The organism is Streptomyces sp. NPDC088157 (genome assembly GCF_044741545.1).
Lineage (GTDB): Bacteria > Actinomycetota > Actinomycetes > Streptomycetales > Streptomycetaceae > Streptomyces.
Map to the genome: position 1 here is coordinate 263,370 of NZ_JBIUSU010000003.1, position 19,583 is coordinate 282,952.

The window sequence follows — 19,583 nt, forward strand, 5'->3', positions numbered from 1 at the left end:
GGTCAGTGCTCCTTATGCGCTCGTGCGTCGCGCCGCTGCCTGAGTGATCCGGTCGAACATGACGCCGAGAAGGACGATGGCGAGACCCGCCGCGAGTCCCTTCCCGTACAGCTGTCCCTGCGAGAAGCCGGCCACGACGTCGTAGCCGAGGGCGCCCGCTCCTACCAGGCCGCCCACAACAACCATCGACAGCACGTAGATCAGGCCCTGGTTGGTCGCGAGCGTCAGGGCACTGCGTGACATCGGCAGTTGAACCTTGGTGATGATCTGCCAGGTGTTGCACCCGGCGGACGTGGCCGCCTCCACGGTGGTCGCGGGCACGGCCCGCACACCGTCCGCGATGATCTTTATCGCGACCGGCACCGCGTAGACGATGGCCGCGACGATCGCCGTGAAGCGCGTCGCGCCGAACAGCGCGAGGAAGGGCACCAGATAGACGAACGGCGGCATGACCTGCGCCGCGTCCAGCGAGGGCCGCAGCACCCGGTCCACGAGCATGCTGCGCCCCATCCACACCCCGAAGACGATGCCGAGCAGCATGACCAGCACGGTCGCCACGACGGTCGAGGCGAGCGTCGTCATGGCGTCCGACCACAGACCGGTGCCGATCAGCAGGCCCACGCACACGGCCGTGGTGACCCCGGCCTTCCAGCCGCCGAGCACCACGCCGAGCGCGATCAGCACCGCGCCGACGAGCCACCACGGGGAGTCGGTGAGCAGCGACTGGAACGGGTTGAGCAGGCCGTTGGTGATGGCGTCCCGGAAGCCGTTCGTCAGACCCGACAGGTTGTCCTGCGCCCAGGTCGTCACGTCGTCCGCCGCGCTCGCGATGTTGCTGCCCGTGCTGCCCTCGCCGGGGAACTCCGCCGCCCACAGATAGGTGTGCGAGAGATAGACGAGCACCGCGGCGACCACCGCTCCGGCTGCCAGCAGCGGCCGCCGCCACTGGGCGAAGCGGTTGTCCGAGCGCCGGGCCGCCTCGGCCCGCGCGCTCGCCGCGGTCGTGACCCGGTCGAGGACGATGGCCATGACGACGATGGCGAGGCCCGCGTTGAAGGCCGTACCGACGTCGAGGGACTGGAGCGCCTGCATGACGGTCTTGCCGAGGCCGGGCGCGTCGATCAGGGCCGCGATGGTCACCATCGCCAGGGCGGCCATGATGGTCTGGTTGACGCCCATCACCACGGTCCGCTTGGACATGGGCAGCAGGACCTTCAGGAGCGACTGGCTCCGCGTCGCGCCCAGGGAGTCGGCCGCCTCGACGGTCGTCCCGGGTACGGAACGGATGGCGTGCGCGGTGATGCGGATCGCCGGTGGGGCCGCGTAGATCACGGTGGCGATCGTCGCCGAGGCCCCGCCGATGAGGAAGATCAAGGTCAGGGGCGCCAGGTAGACGAAGGTCGGCATCGTCTGCATCAGGTCCAGGAACGGCGTGAGGATCCGGTTGAACCGGTCGGACAGCCCGGCCAGCACGCCCAGCGGTATCGCGAAGAGCAGGGCCACGAACACCGCGCAGAGGATGAGCGCCAGGGTGTCCATGCTCTCCTGCCACAGGCCCTGGAGCCCGAAGAAGGTGAAGCCGGCCACGGCGAGCAGCGCGACCCGCCAGTTGCCCACGGCCCAGGAGACGTAGCCGGCGAGACCGACCACGCCGAGCCAGCCGATCTGCGGGAGCGGGCGGTCGCCGGACGGCTGGGAGATCAGGTCCTGGACGAAGGTCACCAGATTGTCGATGACCAGCCGGATCTCGTTGAAGAAGTACAGGAAGAGCGGGTTGGAGTTGCGGTTCGAGCCGACGGAGTCCCTGATGTCGTTGAGCCACCGGTGCAGATCGGTGAGGTCGGCCGCCGCCAGGGACAGGGTCTGCCGGCCGCGCAGCACGGCGAAGAGCACCAGCCAGACGACCAGGATCGCCGCCAGCAGCAGCGAGCGGCTGATCCTGCGCTCCCCCGCGACGGGTGCGGCGGTCTCCACCGTCTCCGTCCGCTCGGGTTTCTCCATGACGACGGTCATCGCGCGTCGCCTTCCTGCCCGGCGACGACCGCGAGGATCTCCTCGTCGCCGACGATGCCGAGCAGCTTGCCGTTCTCGACGACCTTGACCGGCTTCTCCGCCGCCAGTACGGCCCGGGTCGCCTCCCGCACCACGACGTCCGGGCCCAGCTCGGGACCGTCCAGGGCGTCGCCGTCCTCCGGCGCGCGCATGATCCACCGCAGGGTGAGCACGTCTCCGCGCGGCACGTCCTTGACGAACTCGCGTACGTAGTCGTCGGCCGGGGCGCCCACCAGCTCGTCGCCGGTGCCGCACTGGACCATCTTGCCGTCGCGCATGATGAGGATGCGGTCGCCCAGCTTGAGCGCCTCGGAGAGGTCGTGGGTGATGAACACCATCGTCTTGTTGACCTCGTGGTGCAGCCGGATGACCTCGTTCTGCATGTCACGGCGGATCAGCGGGTCCAGCGCGGAGAACGGCTCGTCGAAGAAGAGGACGTCCGGGTCGCCGGCCAGCGCCCGGGCGAGACCGACGCGCTGCTGCATACCGCCGGACAGCTGGTCGGGGTAGGAGTTCTCGTAGCCGGCGAGACCGACGAGTTCGACGACCTCCATCGCGCGCCTGGTGCGCTCGGCCCTGCTCATGCCGCGGATCTCCAGGCCGAAGCCCACGTTGTCCACCACCCGACGGTGGGGCAGCAGCCCGAAGTGCTGGAAGACCATGGAGAACTTGCGGCGGCGCAGTTCACGCAGGCGTCTGCCGTCCGCGTTGCGGATGTCCTCGCCCTCGAAGACGATCTCTCCGGCGGTGGGTTCGATCAGTCGGGTCAGACATCGCACCAGTGTGGACTTGCCCGAGCCGGACAGGCCCATGACGACGAAGACCTCGCCCGGTGAGACGTCGAAGTTCACGTCCCGCACGGCGGCGGTGCATCCGGTGCGGTCCATGAGATCGCGGCGGGTGAGACCGCAGAGCTCCTCGGAGCCCGGCACCCGGTCGGCCTTCGGCCCGAACACCTTCCACAGATTGCGCACGGATATGACCGGAGTGTCCTCCGAGTCCTGGGGCGTGCCGCGCCGCTGCGCCACCTCGGTCTGTGTGGGGGTCACGATCGACCTCTTTTCGGCGTTCAGCCGCGGAACCAGTGCTGCGGCCGGGGTTGGATGTTCTGCCAGATGTGCTTGGGCTCTCGGTATTCGTCCAGGCCGGTCGGTCCCAGCTCCCGGCCTACGCCGGAGTGCCCGAAGCCACCCCATTCCGCCTGCGGCACATAGGGGTGGTAGTCGTTGATCCACACCGTGCCGTGGCGCAGCCGCCGGGCGACCCGCTGGGCCTTGCCGGCGTCCTGGGTCCAGACGGCTCCGGCAAGTCCGTACTCGGTGTCGTTGGCGATGCGTACGGCGTCGTCCTCGTCGGTGAACCGCTCGATGGTCAGCACGGGTCCGAAGGACTCCTCGTGCACCACCCGCATCTCCTGGGTGCACTCGTCGAGCACGGTCGGCGGGTAGTAGTGGCCGCTCGCGAGGGCGGGGTCGCCGGGGCGTTCACCGCCGCAGCGCAGTACGGCGCCCTCGGCGAGGCCCGCGGCGACGTAGGCCTCGACCTTCTCCCGGTGCTGGGCGGAGATCAGCGCGCCGGTCTCGGCCCCGGGGTCGAAGGGCCCGCCGAGGCGGATCTGCCGGGCGCGGCGGACGACCTCGTCGACGAAGCGGTCGTGCAGCGAGTCCTCGACGATCAGACGGGCGCCGGCCGAGCAGACCTGTCCGGAGTGCAGGAAGACGGCGGTGAGCGCGAAGTCCACGGCCGTGTCGAAGTCGGCGTCCGCGAAGACGACGTTCGGGTTCTTGCCGCCGAGCTCCAGCGCGACCTTCTTCACGGTCGCGGCGGCGGTGGCCATGATGCGCCTGCCGGTGTCCAGGCCTCCGGTGAAGGAGACCATGTCGACGGCCGGGTCCTCGGAGAGGGGGGCGCCGACCTCGGGCCCGGCGCCCAGGACGAGGTTCGCCGCGCCGGCCGGCAGACCGGCCTCCTCCAGCGCCTTCATCAGCAGGACGGAGGTCGAGGGGGTGAGCTCGCTGGGCTTGAGGACGATGGTGTTGCCCGCGGCGAGGGCGGGCGCGACCTTCCAGGAGGCCTGCAGCAGGGGGTAGTTCCAGGGCGTGATGAGCCCGCACACGCCGATCGGTTCGTACACGACGCGGCTGACGGCGTCGTCACGGCCGGTGTCGATCACGCGGCCGGCGTCGGTGCCGGCGATCCCTCCGTAGTAACGGAAGCAGGAGACGACGTCGGCGATGTCGTACTCGCTCTCCACCAGCCGCTTGCCGGTGTCCAGCGATTCCGCGCGGGCGAACTCCTTGGCGTCGCGCTCGATGAGGTCTGCGGTGCGCAGCAGGAGGGCGCCGCGCTCCCGCTCGGGGGTACGGGGCCAGGGGCCCTCGTCGAAGGCGCGGCGGGCCGCGGCGATCGCCGCCTCGGTGTCGGGACGTGTCCCTTCCGATACGGTCGCCGCGAGGGTGCCGTCAGCGGGACAGCGGATTTCCCGGTGGCCTCCGGCCGCCGGTTCCCGCCATTCACCGTCCACATACAGGTCTGCCACGCGCCATGCCCTTCGACCGAAATGCGTTGCGCATTGTGCATTCAATTGCTTGTGGTGGAACACCCTTGCGAATGTGCAGACATACGTCAAGAGGTTGGCGGATGACGATTTCACCATGCGAGCAGTTGCCGTGCCGCCCTTGACCACGGGCGGCACCGAGCCGACCATGTTGCGTATCGCTCACCCAGTTGTGCATTACGCACCGACGGAGGCCGCTTATGTCCCCTCGACCGCAACCCGGCCGTGAGTACGTCCTCACTCTCTCGTGTCCCGACAGCGCGGGACTGGTCCACGCCGTGAGCGGCTTCCTCGTCAGGAACTCCGGCAACATCCTGGAGAGCCAGCAGTTCGATGATCGACTTCAGGGCCGTTTCTTCATGAGGGTCCACTTCGACGTTTCCGATCCGGACGCGGATCTGAAAAATCTGCGTTACCGGTTCGGCCCGGTCGCGGAGGCCTATCGCATCTCCTGGACCCTGAGGGACGCCTCGACGCCGACCCGGACGCTCATCATGGTGTCGAAGTTCGGGCACTGCCTGAACGACCTGCTGTTCCGCCGGCGCACCGGCGCGCTGAACATCGAGATCCCGGCGATCGTCTCCAACCACCGGGACTTCGAGAAACTGGCGGAGACCTACGACATACCCTTCCACCACATTCCGGTGACCAGCGACACCAAGCCGGAGGCCGAGGCTCGGCTGCTGGAGCTGGTGCGCGAGCTGGACGTCGACCTGGTGGTGCTGGCCCGCTACATGCAGGTCCTCTCGGACGACCTGTGCAAGCAGCTGGAGGGTCACGCGATCAACATCCACCACTCCTTCCTGCCCAGCTTCAAGGGCGCCCGCCCGTATGTACAGGCCTACGACCGCGGGGTGAAGCTCGTCGGCGCGACGGCGCACTATGTGACGCCGGACCTGGACGAGGGACAGATCATCGAGCAGGACGTGGTCAGGGTGGACCACTCGCTGGACCCCGGGGAGCTGGTCACGGTCGGCCGCGACGTCGAGGCACAGGTCCTCGCCCACGCGGTGAAGTGGCACAGCGAGAGCAGGGTGATGGTGTACGGCAACCGCACGGTGGTCTTCCGCTGAGGTCTTCCGCCGAGCACGTCCGTATACGGATGCGCGCAGGCGCGGAAGGTCGCCGGACGGGCAGATCGGCCCGTCCGGCGGCCTTCATCGTCCTCGTCCCGGCCGCCCGCGCGCCCCGGGTCGCCGTCAGCCGCCAGGTCGCCGTCAGCCCTCGAGTCGCTCCAGCAGGGCCCGCCGCCACTTCTCCGTCTCGGCGATCTGGTTGAACGTGTACAGGTGCAGGCCCGCCACCCCCGCCGAAGGCGCGGTGAGCGCCTCCTCGGCGCGGGCCAGCAGCCGCTCGGGCGCGTACCCGCCGGGCGCCGCGAACCGCAGGAACCATGACGCGTGCTTCGTGAGGAAACGCGTCGACTCCCCCACCCCGATCTTCGTCGCCATGGACAGCAGCTTGGCCCGCTGCACGGGCCCCGCGACGCCCACGTGGAGGGGCAGGGTGACCTCCCGGCGCCGTATCCGGCCGATCCACTCCCCCAGCACCCGTGCGTCGAAGCAGAGGTTGCTCACGATGTACGTGGCGTGCTCGCGCTTGTCCCACATCGCCTGGATGGTGACGTCGTCGTGGATGAGCGGATGGCTCTCGGGATACCCCGTGACGCCGACGCGGGCGAAGGGCCTGCCCAGCTCGCTCAGCGCCCGCAGCACCGGCAGCGCCCCGTCGTAGACGCCGGCCGGCGGATCGGCGTCACCCGCCGGGAGGAAGACGTCGGCCACCCGCGCCGCGCGGAGCCGGTCGACGACCTCCTTCAGGTGCACCTCGTCCCGCAGCAGCCGCGCGGGCACGTGCGGGACGACGCGGTAACCGTGCGCCGACAGACGTGTGGCGAGGCCGAGGGTCGGCTCCAGGCCCTTGACCGGCGACGCCGTCACGGTAACGACGGCGTCGCGCGGGACGTGGGCGAGGACCTTGTCCTCGGTCGCCTTCGCGGGCAGCACCTCGTAGCGGACGTTGCGCAGCAGCGTCCCGATCCCGGCGCCCAACGTCTACCCGGCCTGCTTCTGGGCGTCCTGGTGCCGGTAGTAACCGGCCTTCGACGGCGGCAGCGGCTCCTTGCCGAGGATCAGGTCGGCGGCCTTCTCGGCGACCATCATCACCGGCGCGTAGATGTTGCCGTTGGTGACGTACGGCATCACCGACGCGTCGACCACGCGCAGGCCCTCGACGCCGTGCACCCGCAGGCTCGCGGGGTCGACGACGGCCATCTCGTCGGTGCCCATCCTGCAGGTGCAGGACGGGTGCAGAGCGGTCTCGCCCTCCTTGGCGACCCAGGCGAGGATCTCCTCGTCGCTGTCCACGGACGGGCCGGGCGAGACCTCCCCGTCGTTGTAGGGGGCCAGCGCGGGCTGCTCGAGCAGCTTGCGGGCCACCCGGATCGCCTCGACCCATTCGCGGCGGTCCTGCTCGGTGGAGAGGTAGTTGAAGCGCAGCGCCGGATGCTCGTGCGGGTCCTTGCTCTTGATCTTCACCGAGCCGATGGCATCGGAGTACATCGGCCCCACGTGCACCTGGTAGCCATGGCCGCCGGCCGGTGAGGAGCCGTCGTAGCGGACCGCGATGGGCAGGAAGTGGAACATCAGGTTGGGGTACGCGACGTCCTCGTTGCTGCGGGCGAACCCGCCGGCCTCGAAGTGGTTCGTGGCGGCCGGGCCCTTGCGGAAGAGCCACTGCAGCCCGATGAAGGGGGCCCGCCACTTCGCCATGTACGGCTGCATGGAGACCGGCTGCTTGCAGGCGTACTGGACGTAGACCTCCAGATGGTCCTGCATGTTCTCGCCGACGCCCGGCAGGTCGTGGACGACGTCGACGCCGAGGGCACTCAGCTCCTCGGCGTTGCCCACCCCGGAGAGCTGGAGCAGCTGCGGGGAGTTGATCGCGCCGCCGCAGAGGATGACCTCCTTGGCGCGGACCTGCTGGAGGGCGCCCTTGCCGCGCCGGTACTCGACGCCGACGGCCCGCTTGCCCTCGAAGAGCACGCGGGTGACGAGAGCGCGCGTCCTGATCGTGAGGTTGGGCCGCTTCCTGACCGGCTTGAGGTACGCCTTGGAGGCCGACAACCGCCGTCCGCGGTGGACGTTGCGGTCGAACTTGGCGAAGCCTTCCTGCCGGAAACCGTTCACGTCGTCCGTGGGCGCGTATCCCGCCTCCTCGGTGGCCTTGAGGAAGGCGCCGAAGAGCGGGTTGGTCGCGGGGCCGCGTTCGAGGACGAGGGGGCCGTCGTGGCCGCGGAACTCGTCGTCCGGGTCGGCCGCGAGACAGTTCTCCATGCGCCGGAAGTACGGCAGACAGTGCGCGTAGTCCCAGGCCTCCATGCCGGGGTCGGCGGCCCAGCGCTCGTAGTCCATGGGATTGCCGCGCTGGAAGATCATGCCGTTGATGCTGCTGGAACCGCCCAGCACCTTGCCGCGCGCGTGGTAGACGCGCCGGCCGCCCATGTGGGGCTCGGGCTCGGACTCGTACTTCCAGTCGTAGAACCGGCTGCCGATCGGATAGGTCAGCGCCGCGGGCATGTGGATGAAGACGTCCCACGGGTAGTCGGGCCGGCCGGCCTCCAGTACCAGTACCCGGTTGGCCGGATCCGCGGAGAGCCTGTTCGCCAGTGCACTGCCGGCCGAACCGCCGCCGACGATGACGAAGTCGTATTGCAGGGGAGCCATGGTGCCTCGTCTCGCTCGCGCCGTAGATACGCGAGGCATGGTAGTACCGGTAGCGCCATACGCACCAGGTTGCGAACGACGCAACTTGCAAGGGCTTGGTTTCGGGGCTGTTACTTGCAGTGGTGTTGTTTACTACGCGTATAGTTTTGTTGTGAGCAACCACAGCCAAGGCACCGAAACGTCAAATTCGCAGGCCGGCGGAGTGCAGTCGGTCGACCGAGCCATCAGCGTCCTGGAGATCCTGGCCCAACGCGGCGAGGCGGGCGTCAGCGAGGTGGCCGCCGAGATCGATGTTCACAAGTCCACCGCGTTCCGTCTGCTCGGCGCACTGGAGGCACGCGGTCTGGTCGAGCAGGCGGGCGAGCGCGGCAAGTACCGGCTCGGCTTCGGCATCGTACGCCTGGCCGGTGCGGTCACGGGACGTATCGACATCACGCAGCAGGGCCGCCCGGTCTGCGAGCGCCTCGCCGAGGAGATCGGCGAGACCGTCAACATCGCCGTCATGCAGGAGCACTACGCGATCAACCTCTACGAGGTACGCGGCCCCGGCGCCGTCACCGCGCACAACTGGGTCGGCGAGCTGACCCCGCTGCACGCCACCTCCAGCGGCAAGGTCCTGCTGGCGCACCTGCCCGCGAAGGACCGCGCCGCGCTGCTGACCGAGGCCGGGATGAAGAAGGTCACCCCGCACACCATCACCGCGAAGACGAAGCTGGAGAAGAACCTCGCCGAGGCCCGGGAGCGCGGATACGCGTGGACCCTGGAGGAGCTGGAGGTCGGCCTGCACGCCATGGCCGCGCCGGTCCGCAACCGCGACGGAGAGGTCATCGCCGCGCTCAGCGCCTCCGGGCCCGCGTACCGCTTCACCGAGCAGCGGCTGCACGAGCTCTCCCCGGTGCTGCTCAAGGGCGCCGAGGAGATCAGTCACCGGATGGGCTACCTGGGCTGACCGGCCCCGCTACCGCGGGCCGCTGCCCAGGCGGTCGTTCACCCAGTCGTGGAAGGCGCCGATGTGGTGCTCGCTGGGCACCAGCACGCCGCCCTTGGCGTACATGCGGGAGCTCATTCCGGGCTGCGTGCGCTCGCACGCGTCGAAGTCCTGGCGGTTGACCCGGTCGAAGAGTTCCACGGACCGGCTGACGTCCTTTCCGCCCTCGACGACGTGCGGGAGGTAGAGCCAGTCGCACTCGACGATCGTGCGGTCGACGGCCACCGGGTACATCCGGTGGAAGATGACATGGTCGGGGACGAGGTTGATGAACACCTGCGGCTTGACGGTGATCGCGTAGTAGCGGCGGTCCTGGTCCTGCGCCACCCCGGGGATGCGGTCCAGTCCCTCGGAGCCGTCGACGGTGAAACCCTGGACCCCTTCACCGAACTCGGCGCCGTGGCCGACGTAGTACTGGGCGGCGTAGCCGTCGGCGAACTCGGGAAGCACCTCGGTGAGTTCGGGGTGGATGGTGGCGCAGTGGTAGCACTCCATGAAGTTCTCGATGATGAGCTTCCAGTTCGCCCTGACGTCGTAGACGATCCGTTTGCCGACGGAGAGGTGGTCGATGTCGTAGTGCTCGATCGACTCCACGTCGCCGAGACGGCCGACGACCTCGCCGATGACGTCCTCCTCGAAGGAGGGCGGGTTCTCCGCGAGGCACACCCAGACATAGCCGAGCCACTCACGGACGGCGACGCTCACCAGGCCGTACTCGGTGCGTCCGACGTCGGGCATCCTGGTGAGGTTGGGGGCCGCGACGAGCTTGCCGTTCAGGTCGTACGTCCAGGCGTGGTAGGGACACTGGAAGGCCCGCTTGACCTCGCCGGTCTCCTCCGTGCAGAGCTTGGCGCCGCGATGCCGGCACACGTTGAAGTAGGCGCGGACGGTGTGGTCGCGCGCGCGGGTGACCAGGATGCTCTCGCGGCCCACGTCGACGGTGCGGAAGGCACCGGGCTTCGCCAGTTCGGAGGCGCGCGCCACGCAGAACCACATGGTCTCGAATATGCGCTCCTGCTCCTGGGCGAAGATCGCCGGATCCGTGTAGGAGGAGCCGGGAAGGGTGGCGATCAGGCTGTCCGGCAGACTGGTCGAGGTCACGGTGCACTCCTCGGAGGACGTCGTGGAGGGGCAACTGCGAGCCGCAGGCTTGCGCAGCGGAATTGGGGAGCGCCCCGCAGGGGCGCGGGACTGCCTTCTACGTGCGGCCGCGCCGCGTGGGCGCGACCGGCCACGACGGCGCCGCGGAAAAGCAACGACCCATCACCGTGCTCACGGCGGAGCGCTGAGCTGCTTGCGCCAGCGGGTGAACAGCCGGGGCTGGTTCATCCCGAGCACGGCGACCGGCCGGCCCGCACGGCGGTAGACGGCCAGGACGTCGCGGTCGTCCGCGGCGCCTTCCTCCACCGTGACGCTGTCGGCACCGGCCGCGTGCCCGGCGAACTGGATCCTGACGCCGTACTGGTCGGACCAGAAGTACGGCGGCCGGGGCACTCCGGGTTCCACCGCGCCGCCCGCCAGCAGTGTGGCCACGGCGGCGTCGGGGCGCTCCCGCGCTCCGGTCCAGTGCTCGACGCGGCGGTGGGCGCCGGCGCGAGGGTCGTACCAGTTGGCGCAGTCGCCGACCGCGACCACACCGGCCAGGCTGGTGCGGCCGTCGGCGCCGCAGGTGACGCCGTTGTCGAGCTCGACTCCGGATCCCTCCAGCCACTCGACGCACGGGCGGGCCCCCACGCCGACGACGACGATGTCGGCCGGGATGCTGCGACCGTCCTCGAGCAGGACGGCGTCCACCCTGCTCTCCCCGCTCAGCCCCTTGACGCCCACACCGCACAACAGCCGTACGCCGTGGTCGGCGTGCAGGGCGGAGACGACGCTGCCCATGGCCGCGCCGAGCGGCCCGGCGAGGGGGGTCGGGGCCACCTCGACGACCGTCACGTCGAGCCCGAGGGCACGGGCGGTGGAAGCGACCTCGGCGCCGATGAATCCGCCCCCGATCACCACCAGCCGTCCGCCCCGGGCCAGTTCGTCGCGCAGGGCGCGGGCGTCGTCCAGCGTGCGCAGGGAGTGCACTCCGGCGAGGCCTTCGGTTCCCGGCAGCATCCGCGCGGCGGCACCGGTCGCGATGACCAGGCCGTCGGTGCGGACCTGGCGTCCGTCGGCGAGCCGGACGGCGCGTTCGGTGCGGTCGAGTCCGGTGGCACGGGCGCCGAGCAGCCACTCCGCCCGGAGGTCTTCGTCGTCCGTCTCCAGCGAGAGATCCGCTTCACCGAGGGTGCCGGCCAGGAACTCCTTGGACAGCGGGGGCCTGTCGTACGGGCGGTGGATCTCGTCGCCGATGACGACCAGCCGCCCGTCGTAGCCCCGCTTCCGCAACGAGCGCGCCGCCGACAGTCCGGCCAGCGAGGCGCCCACCACGGCGACGGTCCTCACGCGGGACCTCCGGCGAGCCGGGACGCGACGCACGGCGGCAGGTTGGGGGCGTCCGTGGACACCCGGACGTAGATCATGCCGTCCTCGACCAGGACCCCGTGCGTCCGCACCGGCAGCTTGGCCGGCGGGGCGTCGACGGCGCCGGTCCGCAGGTCGAACTTCGAGGCGTGCAGCGGGCATTCCACCTCGCAGCCCTCCAGCCAGCCGTCGGCGAGCGAGGCGTCCTGGTGGGTGCAGGTGTCGTCGATGGCGAAGACCTCGCCGTCGTCGGTGTGGAACACCGAGACCGGCGGGTCGATGTCGAGCCGGAAGGCCTCACCTCGCGGGAGATCCGCGAGACGGCACACGGGAATCATCATGACACCTCGGTGCGTATAACGAAACGGATTGCGGTAAGCGCAACATCAGTCTGAAGTCGGCCCGAATCCTTGTCAAGGCGTTCACGGGCCGGACAACATGGCCCACGAAGTTGCCCTTGATGCAACTCCGTGCACCATAGGCAACAGCACGGACGAGCGTGACCCCACGCTCCGCAAGAGTCGGAGCACAGGAAGGCGGCCGCCTCCTCGCCCCCTGGGGGCGGAGAAACGGGCGCTCCGCCTTCTGCGTACGGGGCGGTCAGAAGCCCCGGTCGATCCACTCCTGAAGGTGCGGAGCCTCGGCGGCGACGGTGGTCGTACCCCCGTGCCCGGTGTACACGACGGTGTCGCCCGGCAGGGTCAGCAGCCGCTCGCGGATCGAGTCGACGAGGGTGGGAAAGTCGCTGTACGACCTTCCCGTCGCCCCCGGTCCACCCGCGAACAGCGTGTCGCCGCCGAAGAGGGCCGTCAGGGCCGGCGCGTACAGGCAGACCGCGCCGGGGGCGTGCCCGGGCGTGTGCAGCACGGTCAGTTCGACGCCCGCCACCGCGAGCACCCAGCCGTCGGCCAGTTCGCCGTCGGGCGTCCGGTCCGGGTGGGTCTGCTTCCACAGCGGGAGGTCGTCCGGGTGGAGGAGGATCGGCGCTCCGGTGCGCACCGCGAGCTCGGGGGCCGCGTCGATGTGGTCGTTGTGGGCGTGGGTGCACACGATGGCGCGCAGCGTGCGCCCGCCGAGCGCGTCGGCGATGGCCCCGGCGTCATGTGCGGCGTCGACGACGATCACCTCGTGGTCGTCCCCGACGATCCACACGTTGTTGTCGACGTCCCAGGTGCCCCCGTCCAGCGAGAACGTCCCCGAGGTGACCAGGTGCTCGATGCGGGCGGTCATCAGAGGACCACCACCGAGCGCAGGACGTCGCCGCCGTGCATCCGCTCGAAGGCCTTCTCGACCTCGTCCAGCGCGATCGTCTCCGTGACGAAGGCGTCCAGCTCGAGCCGGCCCTGGAGATAGAGGTCGATGAGCATCGGGAAGTCGCGGGAGGGCAGGCAGTCGCCGTACCAGGAGGACTTCAGCGCGCCGCCGCGTCCGAAGACGTCCAGCAGCGGCAGTTCGAGCTTCATCTCCGGCGTCGGCACACCGACCAGGACGACCGTGCCCGCGAGGTCACGGGCGTAGAAGGCCTGCCTGTAGGTCTCCGGGCGGCCCACCGCCTCGATGACGACGTCGGCGCCGAAGCCGCCGGTCAGCTCGCGGATCGCCTCCACCGGATCGGACCGGCTGGAGTTGACGGTGTGCGTCGCACCCAGCTTCCTGGCCGTGGCCAGCTTGCGGTCGTCGATGTCGACCGCGATGATCTTCGCCGCGCCCGCCAGGCCGGCGCCGACGACCGCCGCGTCCCCGACACCGCCACAGCCGATGACCGCCACACTGTCACCGCGTCCGACGTTGCCGGTGTTGATGGCGGCGCCGATGCCGGCCATCACCCCGCACCCCAGCAGGCCGGCGGCCGCCGCCGAGGCCGCCCGGTCGACCTTCGTGCACTGGCCCGCCGCCACCAGCGTCTTCTCCGCGAACGCGCCGATGCCCAGCGCGGGGGACAGCTCGGTACCGTCGAGCAGGGTCATCTTCTGCCTGGCGTTGTGGGTGCTGAAGCAGTACCACGGGCGTCCGCGCAGACAGGCCCGGCACTGCCCGCACACCGCGCGCCAGTTGAGAATGACGAAGTCGCCGGGGACGACATCGGTGACCCCCTCCCCCACCGACTCCACGACACCTGCGGCCTCGTGCCCCAGCAGGAAGGGGAAGTCGTCGTTGATGCCGCCCTCCCGGTAGTGGAGATCGGTGTGGCAGACCCCGCAGGCCTCGATCTTCACCAGCGCCTCCCCCGGGCCGGGATCAGGCACGATGATCGTTTCCAGGCTGACGGGGGCGCCTTTCCCTAGTGCGACGACAGCGCGGACCTGGTGAGTCATGGCACTCCTCGGCTGGTGCGAGTTCTGGTCGATGTTGCTCATCGCGGCACGTTTTCCATGTGCCGCAACAAAGCATCGTGGAGCGCCGACCGAGGGTCAAGGATCGGGGAGGTCCCCACTGCGGCGACCCTCCCGTTCCTCCGGAAACACAAGGCCGCCCGACCGGCGAAGACGCCGGTCAGGCGGCCTTGTGGGCAGAGAGGCGGCGGGCCCGGGCCACGGGCCGCCGACCGTGTGCTACTGGTCGATGTTCACCCGGAGGATCTTGTCCGCCCCGTCCGCCGCCCCTCCGTTGTTGTCGCAGTTGGTCGTCGACAGCCAGAGCTGGTCGGCTCCCGGCACCTTGGTGACGGTCCGCAGGCGACCGTAGGTCCCCACGTAGTACGCCGTCGCCGTGCCGACGGTCTCCGTGTCACCGTTGATCGGGATCCGCCACAGACGCTCGCCGCGCAGCGACGCCATGTAGACGGTGTTGCGGACGATGGCGATACCGCTCGGCGAGGCCTCGGAGACGCTCCAGGTCTTCTTCGGGTTGGTCATGCCGGAGACGTCACAGGTGCCTTCGCAGGTCGGCCAGCCGTAGTTGGCGCCCGGCTTGATCAGGTTCAGCTCGTCCTTCGAACTGTTGCCGAACTCCGCCTCCCACAGTCGCCCGTTGCGGTCGAACGCGAGGCCCTGCGGATTGCGGTGGCCATAGCTGTAGACGTAGTTGCCGAACGGGTTGCCGGGGGCGGCCCTGCCGTCCGTCGTCATACGCAGGATCTTGCCGTTGAGGGAGTTCTTGTCCTGCGCCAGATCGGGCGTCTGGGCCTCGCCGGTCGAGACGTAGAGGTAACCGTCCGGACCGAAGGCCAGCCGTCCGCCGTTGTGGTAGCGGTTCTTCTTGATGCCCTGGAGGAGGACCGTGTAGCCGGTCAGCGAGCTGCCGTTGTACGTCATGCGGACGACCCGGTTGCCCTCGGACGCCGTGTGCATGAAGTACACGTAGTGGTCGGAGGCCCAGTCGGGGTCGACGGCGACGCCGAGCAGACCGCCCTCGCCGTTGGTGGTGACGGCGTTCGGCACCGTGCCCACCTGGGTCCTGGCTCCGTCCTTGGTCACCTTCCAGACCCGGAAGTCGTCCCGCTCGGTCGCCAGCGCGGTCTGTCCGTCGGGCATCCAGTGGATGCCCCACGGGATGGTCCAGCCGCTGGAGACGGTGGTGATCGACGACGGGACTCCCCCGTCACCCACACACGCCTTGGTGGTGAATTTGACCGTGTTGCTCTGCTGGGACACGTTGCCCGCCGCGTCCTTCGCGACCACGTTCAGCGTGTACGGGCTGTCGCAGGCCAGGCCGGTGAGCGTGGTCGACGTACCGGTGACCGTCTTGTAGACGGTGTCGCCGCTGCGTACGTCGTAGCCCGTGACACCCTTGTCGTCGGTCGAGACGCCCCACTTCAGCTCCACGCCGGTCGCCGTGACGTTGGTCGCGCTGAGCGTTCCCGGAGCGCTCGGCGCCGTGGTGTCGGAGCTGGGTGTGGTCGTGCAGTCGATGACCGGACTGGCCTGCGAGGTGTTGCCGGCCGCGTCCCGCGCGATGACGGTCAGGTCGTAGGTGGTGTTCGGGCTCAGCCCGGTGAGAGCCTTCGAGGTGGCGCCGCCCGCCGCCTCGCCCAGTTTGTTGCCGTGCTCGTACAGGTCGTACGCCGTCACGCCCACGTCGTCGGTCGAGGCGCCCCAGGTCAGGGTGAGCCGGTCCTCGCCGATCGCGGAGCAGCTCGGCTGCCCCGGCCGGGTCGGCGCCTGGCCGTCGGCCGCCGCAGCGACGCCGATCCGGTCGAGGTTGGGGCCGCCGTTCGCCGTGGTGGCGGTGGCGCGGATCTTGTTGGTGCCCGCGGTCAGCGGCACGTCGACGGTCCTGGTCACCCAGGTGTCCCAGTCGACGGTGGCCGGGAACGAGACGCCCGCGGCGACGACCGTCCCGCCGACGGAGATGTCCATGGGCCGGTCGACGGACGTGCCGTTGGAGTACCGGAGGGTGACGGACCCGGTCCCCGCGGCGGCCGCACCGACCGTGAACTCCACGGCGGAGCCCTTGACGTTGGTGTAGTCGACGAAGCCGGTACCGGTGTACCCGGTGTGGTTGGTGGCGACGGCGCCCTGGGTGATGGCGGCGTCCTCGGCCTGGTAGTCGGTGGCCGCGTGCGCCGCACCGGAGGCCAGACCGGCCAGGGGCAGCGCCAGGACCAAGGAGAGGCCGCACGGAAGAGCTCTGGTGCGTTTCACGATTGTTCCCCCTCAGCCCGTGACGGGGCGGAGACCTTCGGGGAGTCGGCCGGCTTCACCCGGATCAGCCGGGTCTCGCCGGGCCTCAGGGTGGCGCCGTAGGAGTCCGCGATCACGCCCTTGTGGGAGCCGGACCACAGGTCGGTGACATCACCGGAACCGGTGAAACCGACCTGTGACCAGTCCACACTCACGGAAGTGCTCCCGGACGTACCGGTGTTGAAGAGCGCCACCACGTACTGGCCGTCGCTCTCCTTCTTGCTCCACACCTGCTTGACCCCGCTGTTCACGATCCGCTTGGCAGCCACTCCGTCCTGGTCGACACCGAGCAGCCGGTCGTTGGTCAGCATCGCCCTGTCGACGGGGTCGAGCTGGGTGAGGTCGGTGCCCAGCAGCAGCGGTGAGGCCGCCATCGCCCACAGGGTGAAGTGGGAGCGGCGCTGGTCGGCGGTGAGACCCACCTGGTCGCCGTTGCCGAGCTCCAGTGAGTCCAGGTCGTTCCAGCCGCCCGGCCCCGCGTGCTGCTGCCAGGAGGCGGCCGAGTTGAAGCGGGTGGAGACGTGCGACCAGTCGGTCAGCGGGTAGCCGCTGCCGTTGGAGCCCGGCCCGCAGTAGCACTCGACGTCTCCCTGGGTGCGCCAGCTGTTCGCGAGCTGCCGCCAGGTGGAGGCGTTCGCGACGGGCAGGTTGTTGGAGAGGGCGAAGTTGATCGGCCGTCCGGACGCCCGCAGTGCCTTGTCCCAGGCCTGCACGTCCGGGATGTCCGCGCTGCCCACACCGTCGATCTTCAGGTAGTCGACTCCCCAGGAGGCGAACTGCCGGGCCCAGGAGTTCACGAACTCCTGCGCGCCGGCCTTCCCGTAGTCGATGTAGTACATGTTCCTGCAGTTGTAGTTCTTCTCGGTCTTCGAGGTGTCCGCGATGTCCTTCGCGTGGTACGAGGTGCCCTCGATCGGGGTGTTCCTGGTGACGGCGTTCTTGGCGATGCCGGGCGTGACGTAGAAGCCGAATTTCAGGCCCTTGGAGTGGACGTGGTCGGCCAGCGCCTTGATGCCGCCCGGGAACTTGGCCGTGTCCACGCTCCAGCGGCCGAAGGAGTCGACGACGAAGCCGTTGTCGTCGCACTTCTGCCAGAAGTCGTCGAGGTTGACGTACACGAAGCCGTGGTCCCTGAGGCCGGTCGACACCAGGGCGTCGGCCTGCGCCTTGAGCTTCGCCTCGGTCGGTGTGCGGCGCACGAAGCTCCAACTGCTCCAGCCCATGGCGGGCCGGACCGACTGGCCGTTGTCGGAGGCGGCGGCGGGGCGGGCGGTGGCCAGCAGCGGGATCGCCGAGGCGATCAGCAGCCCGACCGCGGCCATGACCAGTGCTCTGACGCGGGTGGTTCCTGTCATGACCGTCCCCCGTTCACCGGAGTCGCGTACGAGTTGCCGATCCACGCCTCGTCGATCCGCAGCCGCTTGTAACGGGTCGTGTCGGTGGACGCGGCCCAGGTGGTGTCGACCTCGAGGCGGACGTAGCGGGCGTTGACGGCCGTGAGGTCGATTCCCTGTATCCCGCGCCGACTTGCCAGCTGTCCCGTCTTCACGGCGCTGCCCCAGGTCGAGCCGTCGTTGCTGACGAACACCTTGTAGTCCTTGATCCGTGCCGACTGCTCGGTGTCCGAACGGGCGTACGCGACGGAGTCCTCGCGCTGGTTGAGCCCGATGTACTGCGCCTTCTTGGCCGAGCCGAGGTCGAAGGTGAGGTGGACGGGCAGCGTCTTGTCGCTGTCCCAGTAGGTGCCGTGGTCACCGTCGCCCGCCGCGGTGCCGCCGTGACCGCCAGCCGACGCGCTCGCGCTCACCTTGACGCCCGAGAGGATGCCCTGCCGGCCGGCCGTGGTGACTTTGAAGACGGTGTCGTAGGGGTCCCAGCCGCCGAGGCCGCTCAGGGTGAGCACGCCGCCCGACTGCGACCAGGAAACCGCCGCTCCCGTGCGCAGGTCGGTGACGGCCGCTATGCGGTGGCCGTTGTCCCGGATGCGCAGCACGCTGGTGCTGGGCGGGGTCAGGACGTGCACGTACTGGCGGTTCGGGTCGGTCTTCGCGACGGTGGTGACGCCGTGTGCCCCGTCGTTCCAGAAGCCCGGTTTGAGACCGCCGTACAGATAGCCGCCGCCCTCGGTGCCGTGCAGGGACTCCCAGATGGGGTCGAGGTAGGAGTCCGCGAAGGTGTTGAAGGAGGCCTGGTTGGCCGGGAACCTGCCGTTGACCTGGGCGGTCTCGGCCATCAGGGCCTTCACGGAGGAGCCGGCGTTGGTGACGAGCCGGCCGAGGGTGAGCTTGCGGTCCACGGCGGGGTCCGAACCGTCGTACCACCAGGCGCCGGCCGAGGGGAGCTTGAAATCCGCCTCTGTCAGGCGGGGTTGGGCGGTGTACACGGCCTGCGGGTAGTCGTAGGCGGGCGACATCCCCGTCTTCTGCTCATTGCTGATCATGTCCATGATTGGCGTGTCTTCGTTGTTGTTGCTGAGCGTGTAGCTCGGGCGCCTCCGCTGGATCTGCGCGTAGAGGTCGTGACTCTCCCAGTACGCGTTGTCGTTGTCGATCCAGAAGCCGCCGAGGTCGGGATAGCGGTCCATGACCTCGAAGAAGTTGTCGTAGCCGAACTGCCCGAAGCCGTCACGGGTGGTCAGGTCGACGTCCGCGCCCTTGTAGGCCGAGTACGCGGACGAGTCGAGCCATTCGTGGCCCCCCTCGGCATGCCACTGGGGGTCGTCGGTCATGTACAGAATGACCTTCATGCCCTTGGCCTTCGCGGCGGTGATCAGTTCGCCGACGAAGTCCCGCTCGGTGGAGCAGGAGCCGGGAATCCTGGACGGCCAGGGGCGGGCATAACCCAGGCGGCTGTGGAAGGTGGCCAGGACCAGGTACTGGGTGTGCAGCTTCCGCGCCTCGTTCACCCAGTAGTCGGGTGACCAGCCGCCGCCGGTGACGTCGTCCTCCCAGGCGGAGCAGCTGGTGTGGGCGGGGGCCGTGCGCAGGCCCCAGTGCAGGAAGAGGCCGCCGACGGAGGCCCGGAGGAAGTCCTGGCGGGAGTTGTCGGTGCGCGGAGCGGGGGGCGGAGCGGAGGACGGGGACGCGAGGGCCGCGGGCTGGACGAGTCCGAGGACGAAAGCGAGGACGCACAGGATGATCGCCCCTGCCCCGCGCCCGGGAACGCTGGGGGATTTCATGGGACGGCTC

General features: G+C 69.5%; 15 protein-coding genes. 2 read left to right on the plus strand and 13 right to left on the minus strand.

What is annotated here, in order from left to right; genetic code table 11:
• Window positions 1–12 precede the first annotated feature (12 nt).
• Genes ACIPFH_RS12490 through ACIPFH_RS12500 form a run of 3 tightly spaced genes read right to left on the minus strand, consistent with a single transcriptional unit; the run spans window position 13 to window position 4,591 of the window.
• The gene (locus ACIPFH_RS12490; RefSeq protein ID WP_401825512.1) at window positions 13–2,013 is read right to left on the minus strand and encodes an ABC transporter permease; all 2,001 of its coding nucleotides are present in this window, start codon (window positions 2,011–2,013) and stop codon (window positions 13–15) included.
• Complete coding sequence (locus ACIPFH_RS12495; RefSeq protein ID WP_401825513.1) at window positions 2,010–3,101, minus strand: glycine betaine/L-proline ABC transporter ATP-binding protein; 1,092 nt, start codon at window positions 3,099–3,101, stop codon at window positions 2,010–2,012. Before ACIPFH_RS12495 ends, ACIPFH_RS12490 begins: the two co-directional genes overlap by 4 nt.
• 20 nt (window positions 3,102–3,121) lie before the next feature.
• A complete protein-coding gene (locus ACIPFH_RS12500) occupies window positions 3,122–4,591 on the minus strand; it encodes an aldehyde dehydrogenase family protein (protein ID WP_401825515.1) in 1,470 nt (489 codons plus the stop codon).
• 218 nt (window positions 4,592–4,809) lie between these two features.
• Here ACIPFH_RS12500 and purU point away from each other — a divergent pair, with 218 nt between their 5' ends.
• Complete coding sequence (gene purU, locus ACIPFH_RS12505) at window positions 4,810–5,682, plus strand: formyltetrahydrofolate deformylase (RefSeq protein ID WP_401825516.1); 873 nt, start codon at window positions 4,810–4,812, stop codon at window positions 5,680–5,682.
• Window positions 5,683–5,826: 144 nt separating this feature from the next.
• Here purU and ACIPFH_RS12510 read toward each other — a convergent pair whose 3' ends face one another.
• Window positions 5,827–6,660: a 5,10-methylenetetrahydrofolate reductase gene (locus ACIPFH_RS12510; protein ID WP_401825517.1), complete on the minus strand. Its 834-nt coding sequence runs from the start codon at window positions 6,658–6,660 to the stop codon at window positions 5,827–5,829.
• A 3-nt stretch (window positions 6,661–6,663) separates the two neighbouring features.
• Complete coding sequence (gene betA, locus ACIPFH_RS12515) at window positions 6,664–8,334, minus strand: choline dehydrogenase (protein ID WP_401825518.1); 1,671 nt, start codon at window positions 8,332–8,334, stop codon at window positions 6,664–6,666.
• A gap of 202 nt (window positions 8,335–8,536) precedes the next feature.
• On the opposite strand from betA, the gene ACIPFH_RS12520 reads away from it, so the two are divergent.
• Window positions 8,537–9,283 (plus strand): IclR family transcriptional regulator, encoded by a 747-nt coding sequence (locus ACIPFH_RS12520; protein ID WP_401826830.1) that lies wholly within the window; start codon window positions 8,537–8,539, stop codon window positions 9,281–9,283.
• Window positions 9,284–9,292: 9 nt separating this feature from the next.
• Here ACIPFH_RS12520 and ACIPFH_RS12525 read toward each other — a convergent pair whose 3' ends face one another.
• From ACIPFH_RS12525 to ACIPFH_RS12560, 8 genes are all read right to left on the minus strand, one after another.
• A complete protein-coding gene (locus ACIPFH_RS12525) occupies window positions 9,293–10,423 on the minus strand; it encodes an aromatic ring-hydroxylating dioxygenase subunit alpha (RefSeq protein WP_401825519.1) in 1,131 nt (376 codons plus the stop codon).
• Window positions 10,424–10,594: 171 nt separating this feature from the next.
• Window positions 10,595–11,755, minus strand: coding sequence for an NAD(P)/FAD-dependent oxidoreductase (locus tag ACIPFH_RS12530; protein ID WP_401825521.1), 1,161 nt, complete (start codon window positions 11,753–11,755; stop codon window positions 10,595–10,597).
• A complete protein-coding gene (locus ACIPFH_RS12535; RefSeq protein ID WP_401825522.1) occupies window positions 11,752–12,114 on the minus strand; it encodes a bifunctional 3-phenylpropionate/cinnamic acid dioxygenase ferredoxin subunit in 363 nt (120 codons plus the stop codon). The genes ACIPFH_RS12530 and ACIPFH_RS12535 overlap by 4 nt, the downstream gene beginning before the upstream one ends.
• A gap of 259 nt (window positions 12,115–12,373) precedes the next feature.
• Window positions 12,374–13,003 carry an MBL fold metallo-hydrolase gene (locus ACIPFH_RS12540; RefSeq protein WP_401825523.1) on the minus strand — a complete coding sequence of 210 codons (630 nt, stop codon included), beginning with the start codon at window positions 13,001–13,003 and terminating at the stop codon, window positions 12,374–12,376.
• Window positions 13,003–14,088 (minus strand): S-(hydroxymethyl)mycothiol dehydrogenase, encoded by a 1,086-nt coding sequence (locus ACIPFH_RS12545; RefSeq protein WP_401826832.1) that lies wholly within the window; start codon window positions 14,086–14,088, stop codon window positions 13,003–13,005. Before ACIPFH_RS12545 ends, ACIPFH_RS12540 begins: the two co-directional genes overlap by 1 nt.
• Window positions 14,089–14,325: 237 nt before the next feature.
• Window positions 14,326–16,356: a PQQ-dependent sugar dehydrogenase gene (locus ACIPFH_RS12550; RefSeq protein ID WP_401825524.1), complete on the minus strand. Its 2,031-nt coding sequence runs from the start codon at window positions 16,354–16,356 to the stop codon at window positions 14,326–14,328.
• A complete protein-coding gene (locus ACIPFH_RS12555) occupies window positions 16,353–17,750 on the minus strand; it encodes a glycoside hydrolase family 27 protein (RefSeq protein ID WP_401825526.1) in 1,398 nt (465 codons plus the stop codon). The genes ACIPFH_RS12550 and ACIPFH_RS12555 overlap by 4 nt, the downstream gene beginning before the upstream one ends.
• Window positions 17,747–19,573, minus strand: a complete 1,827-nt coding sequence (locus ACIPFH_RS12560) for a discoidin domain-containing protein (RefSeq protein WP_401825528.1) — start codon at window positions 19,571–19,573, stop codon at window positions 17,747–17,749. The genes ACIPFH_RS12555 and ACIPFH_RS12560 overlap by 4 nt, the downstream gene beginning before the upstream one ends.
• Between the last annotated feature and the right edge of the window lie 10 nt (window positions 19,574–19,583).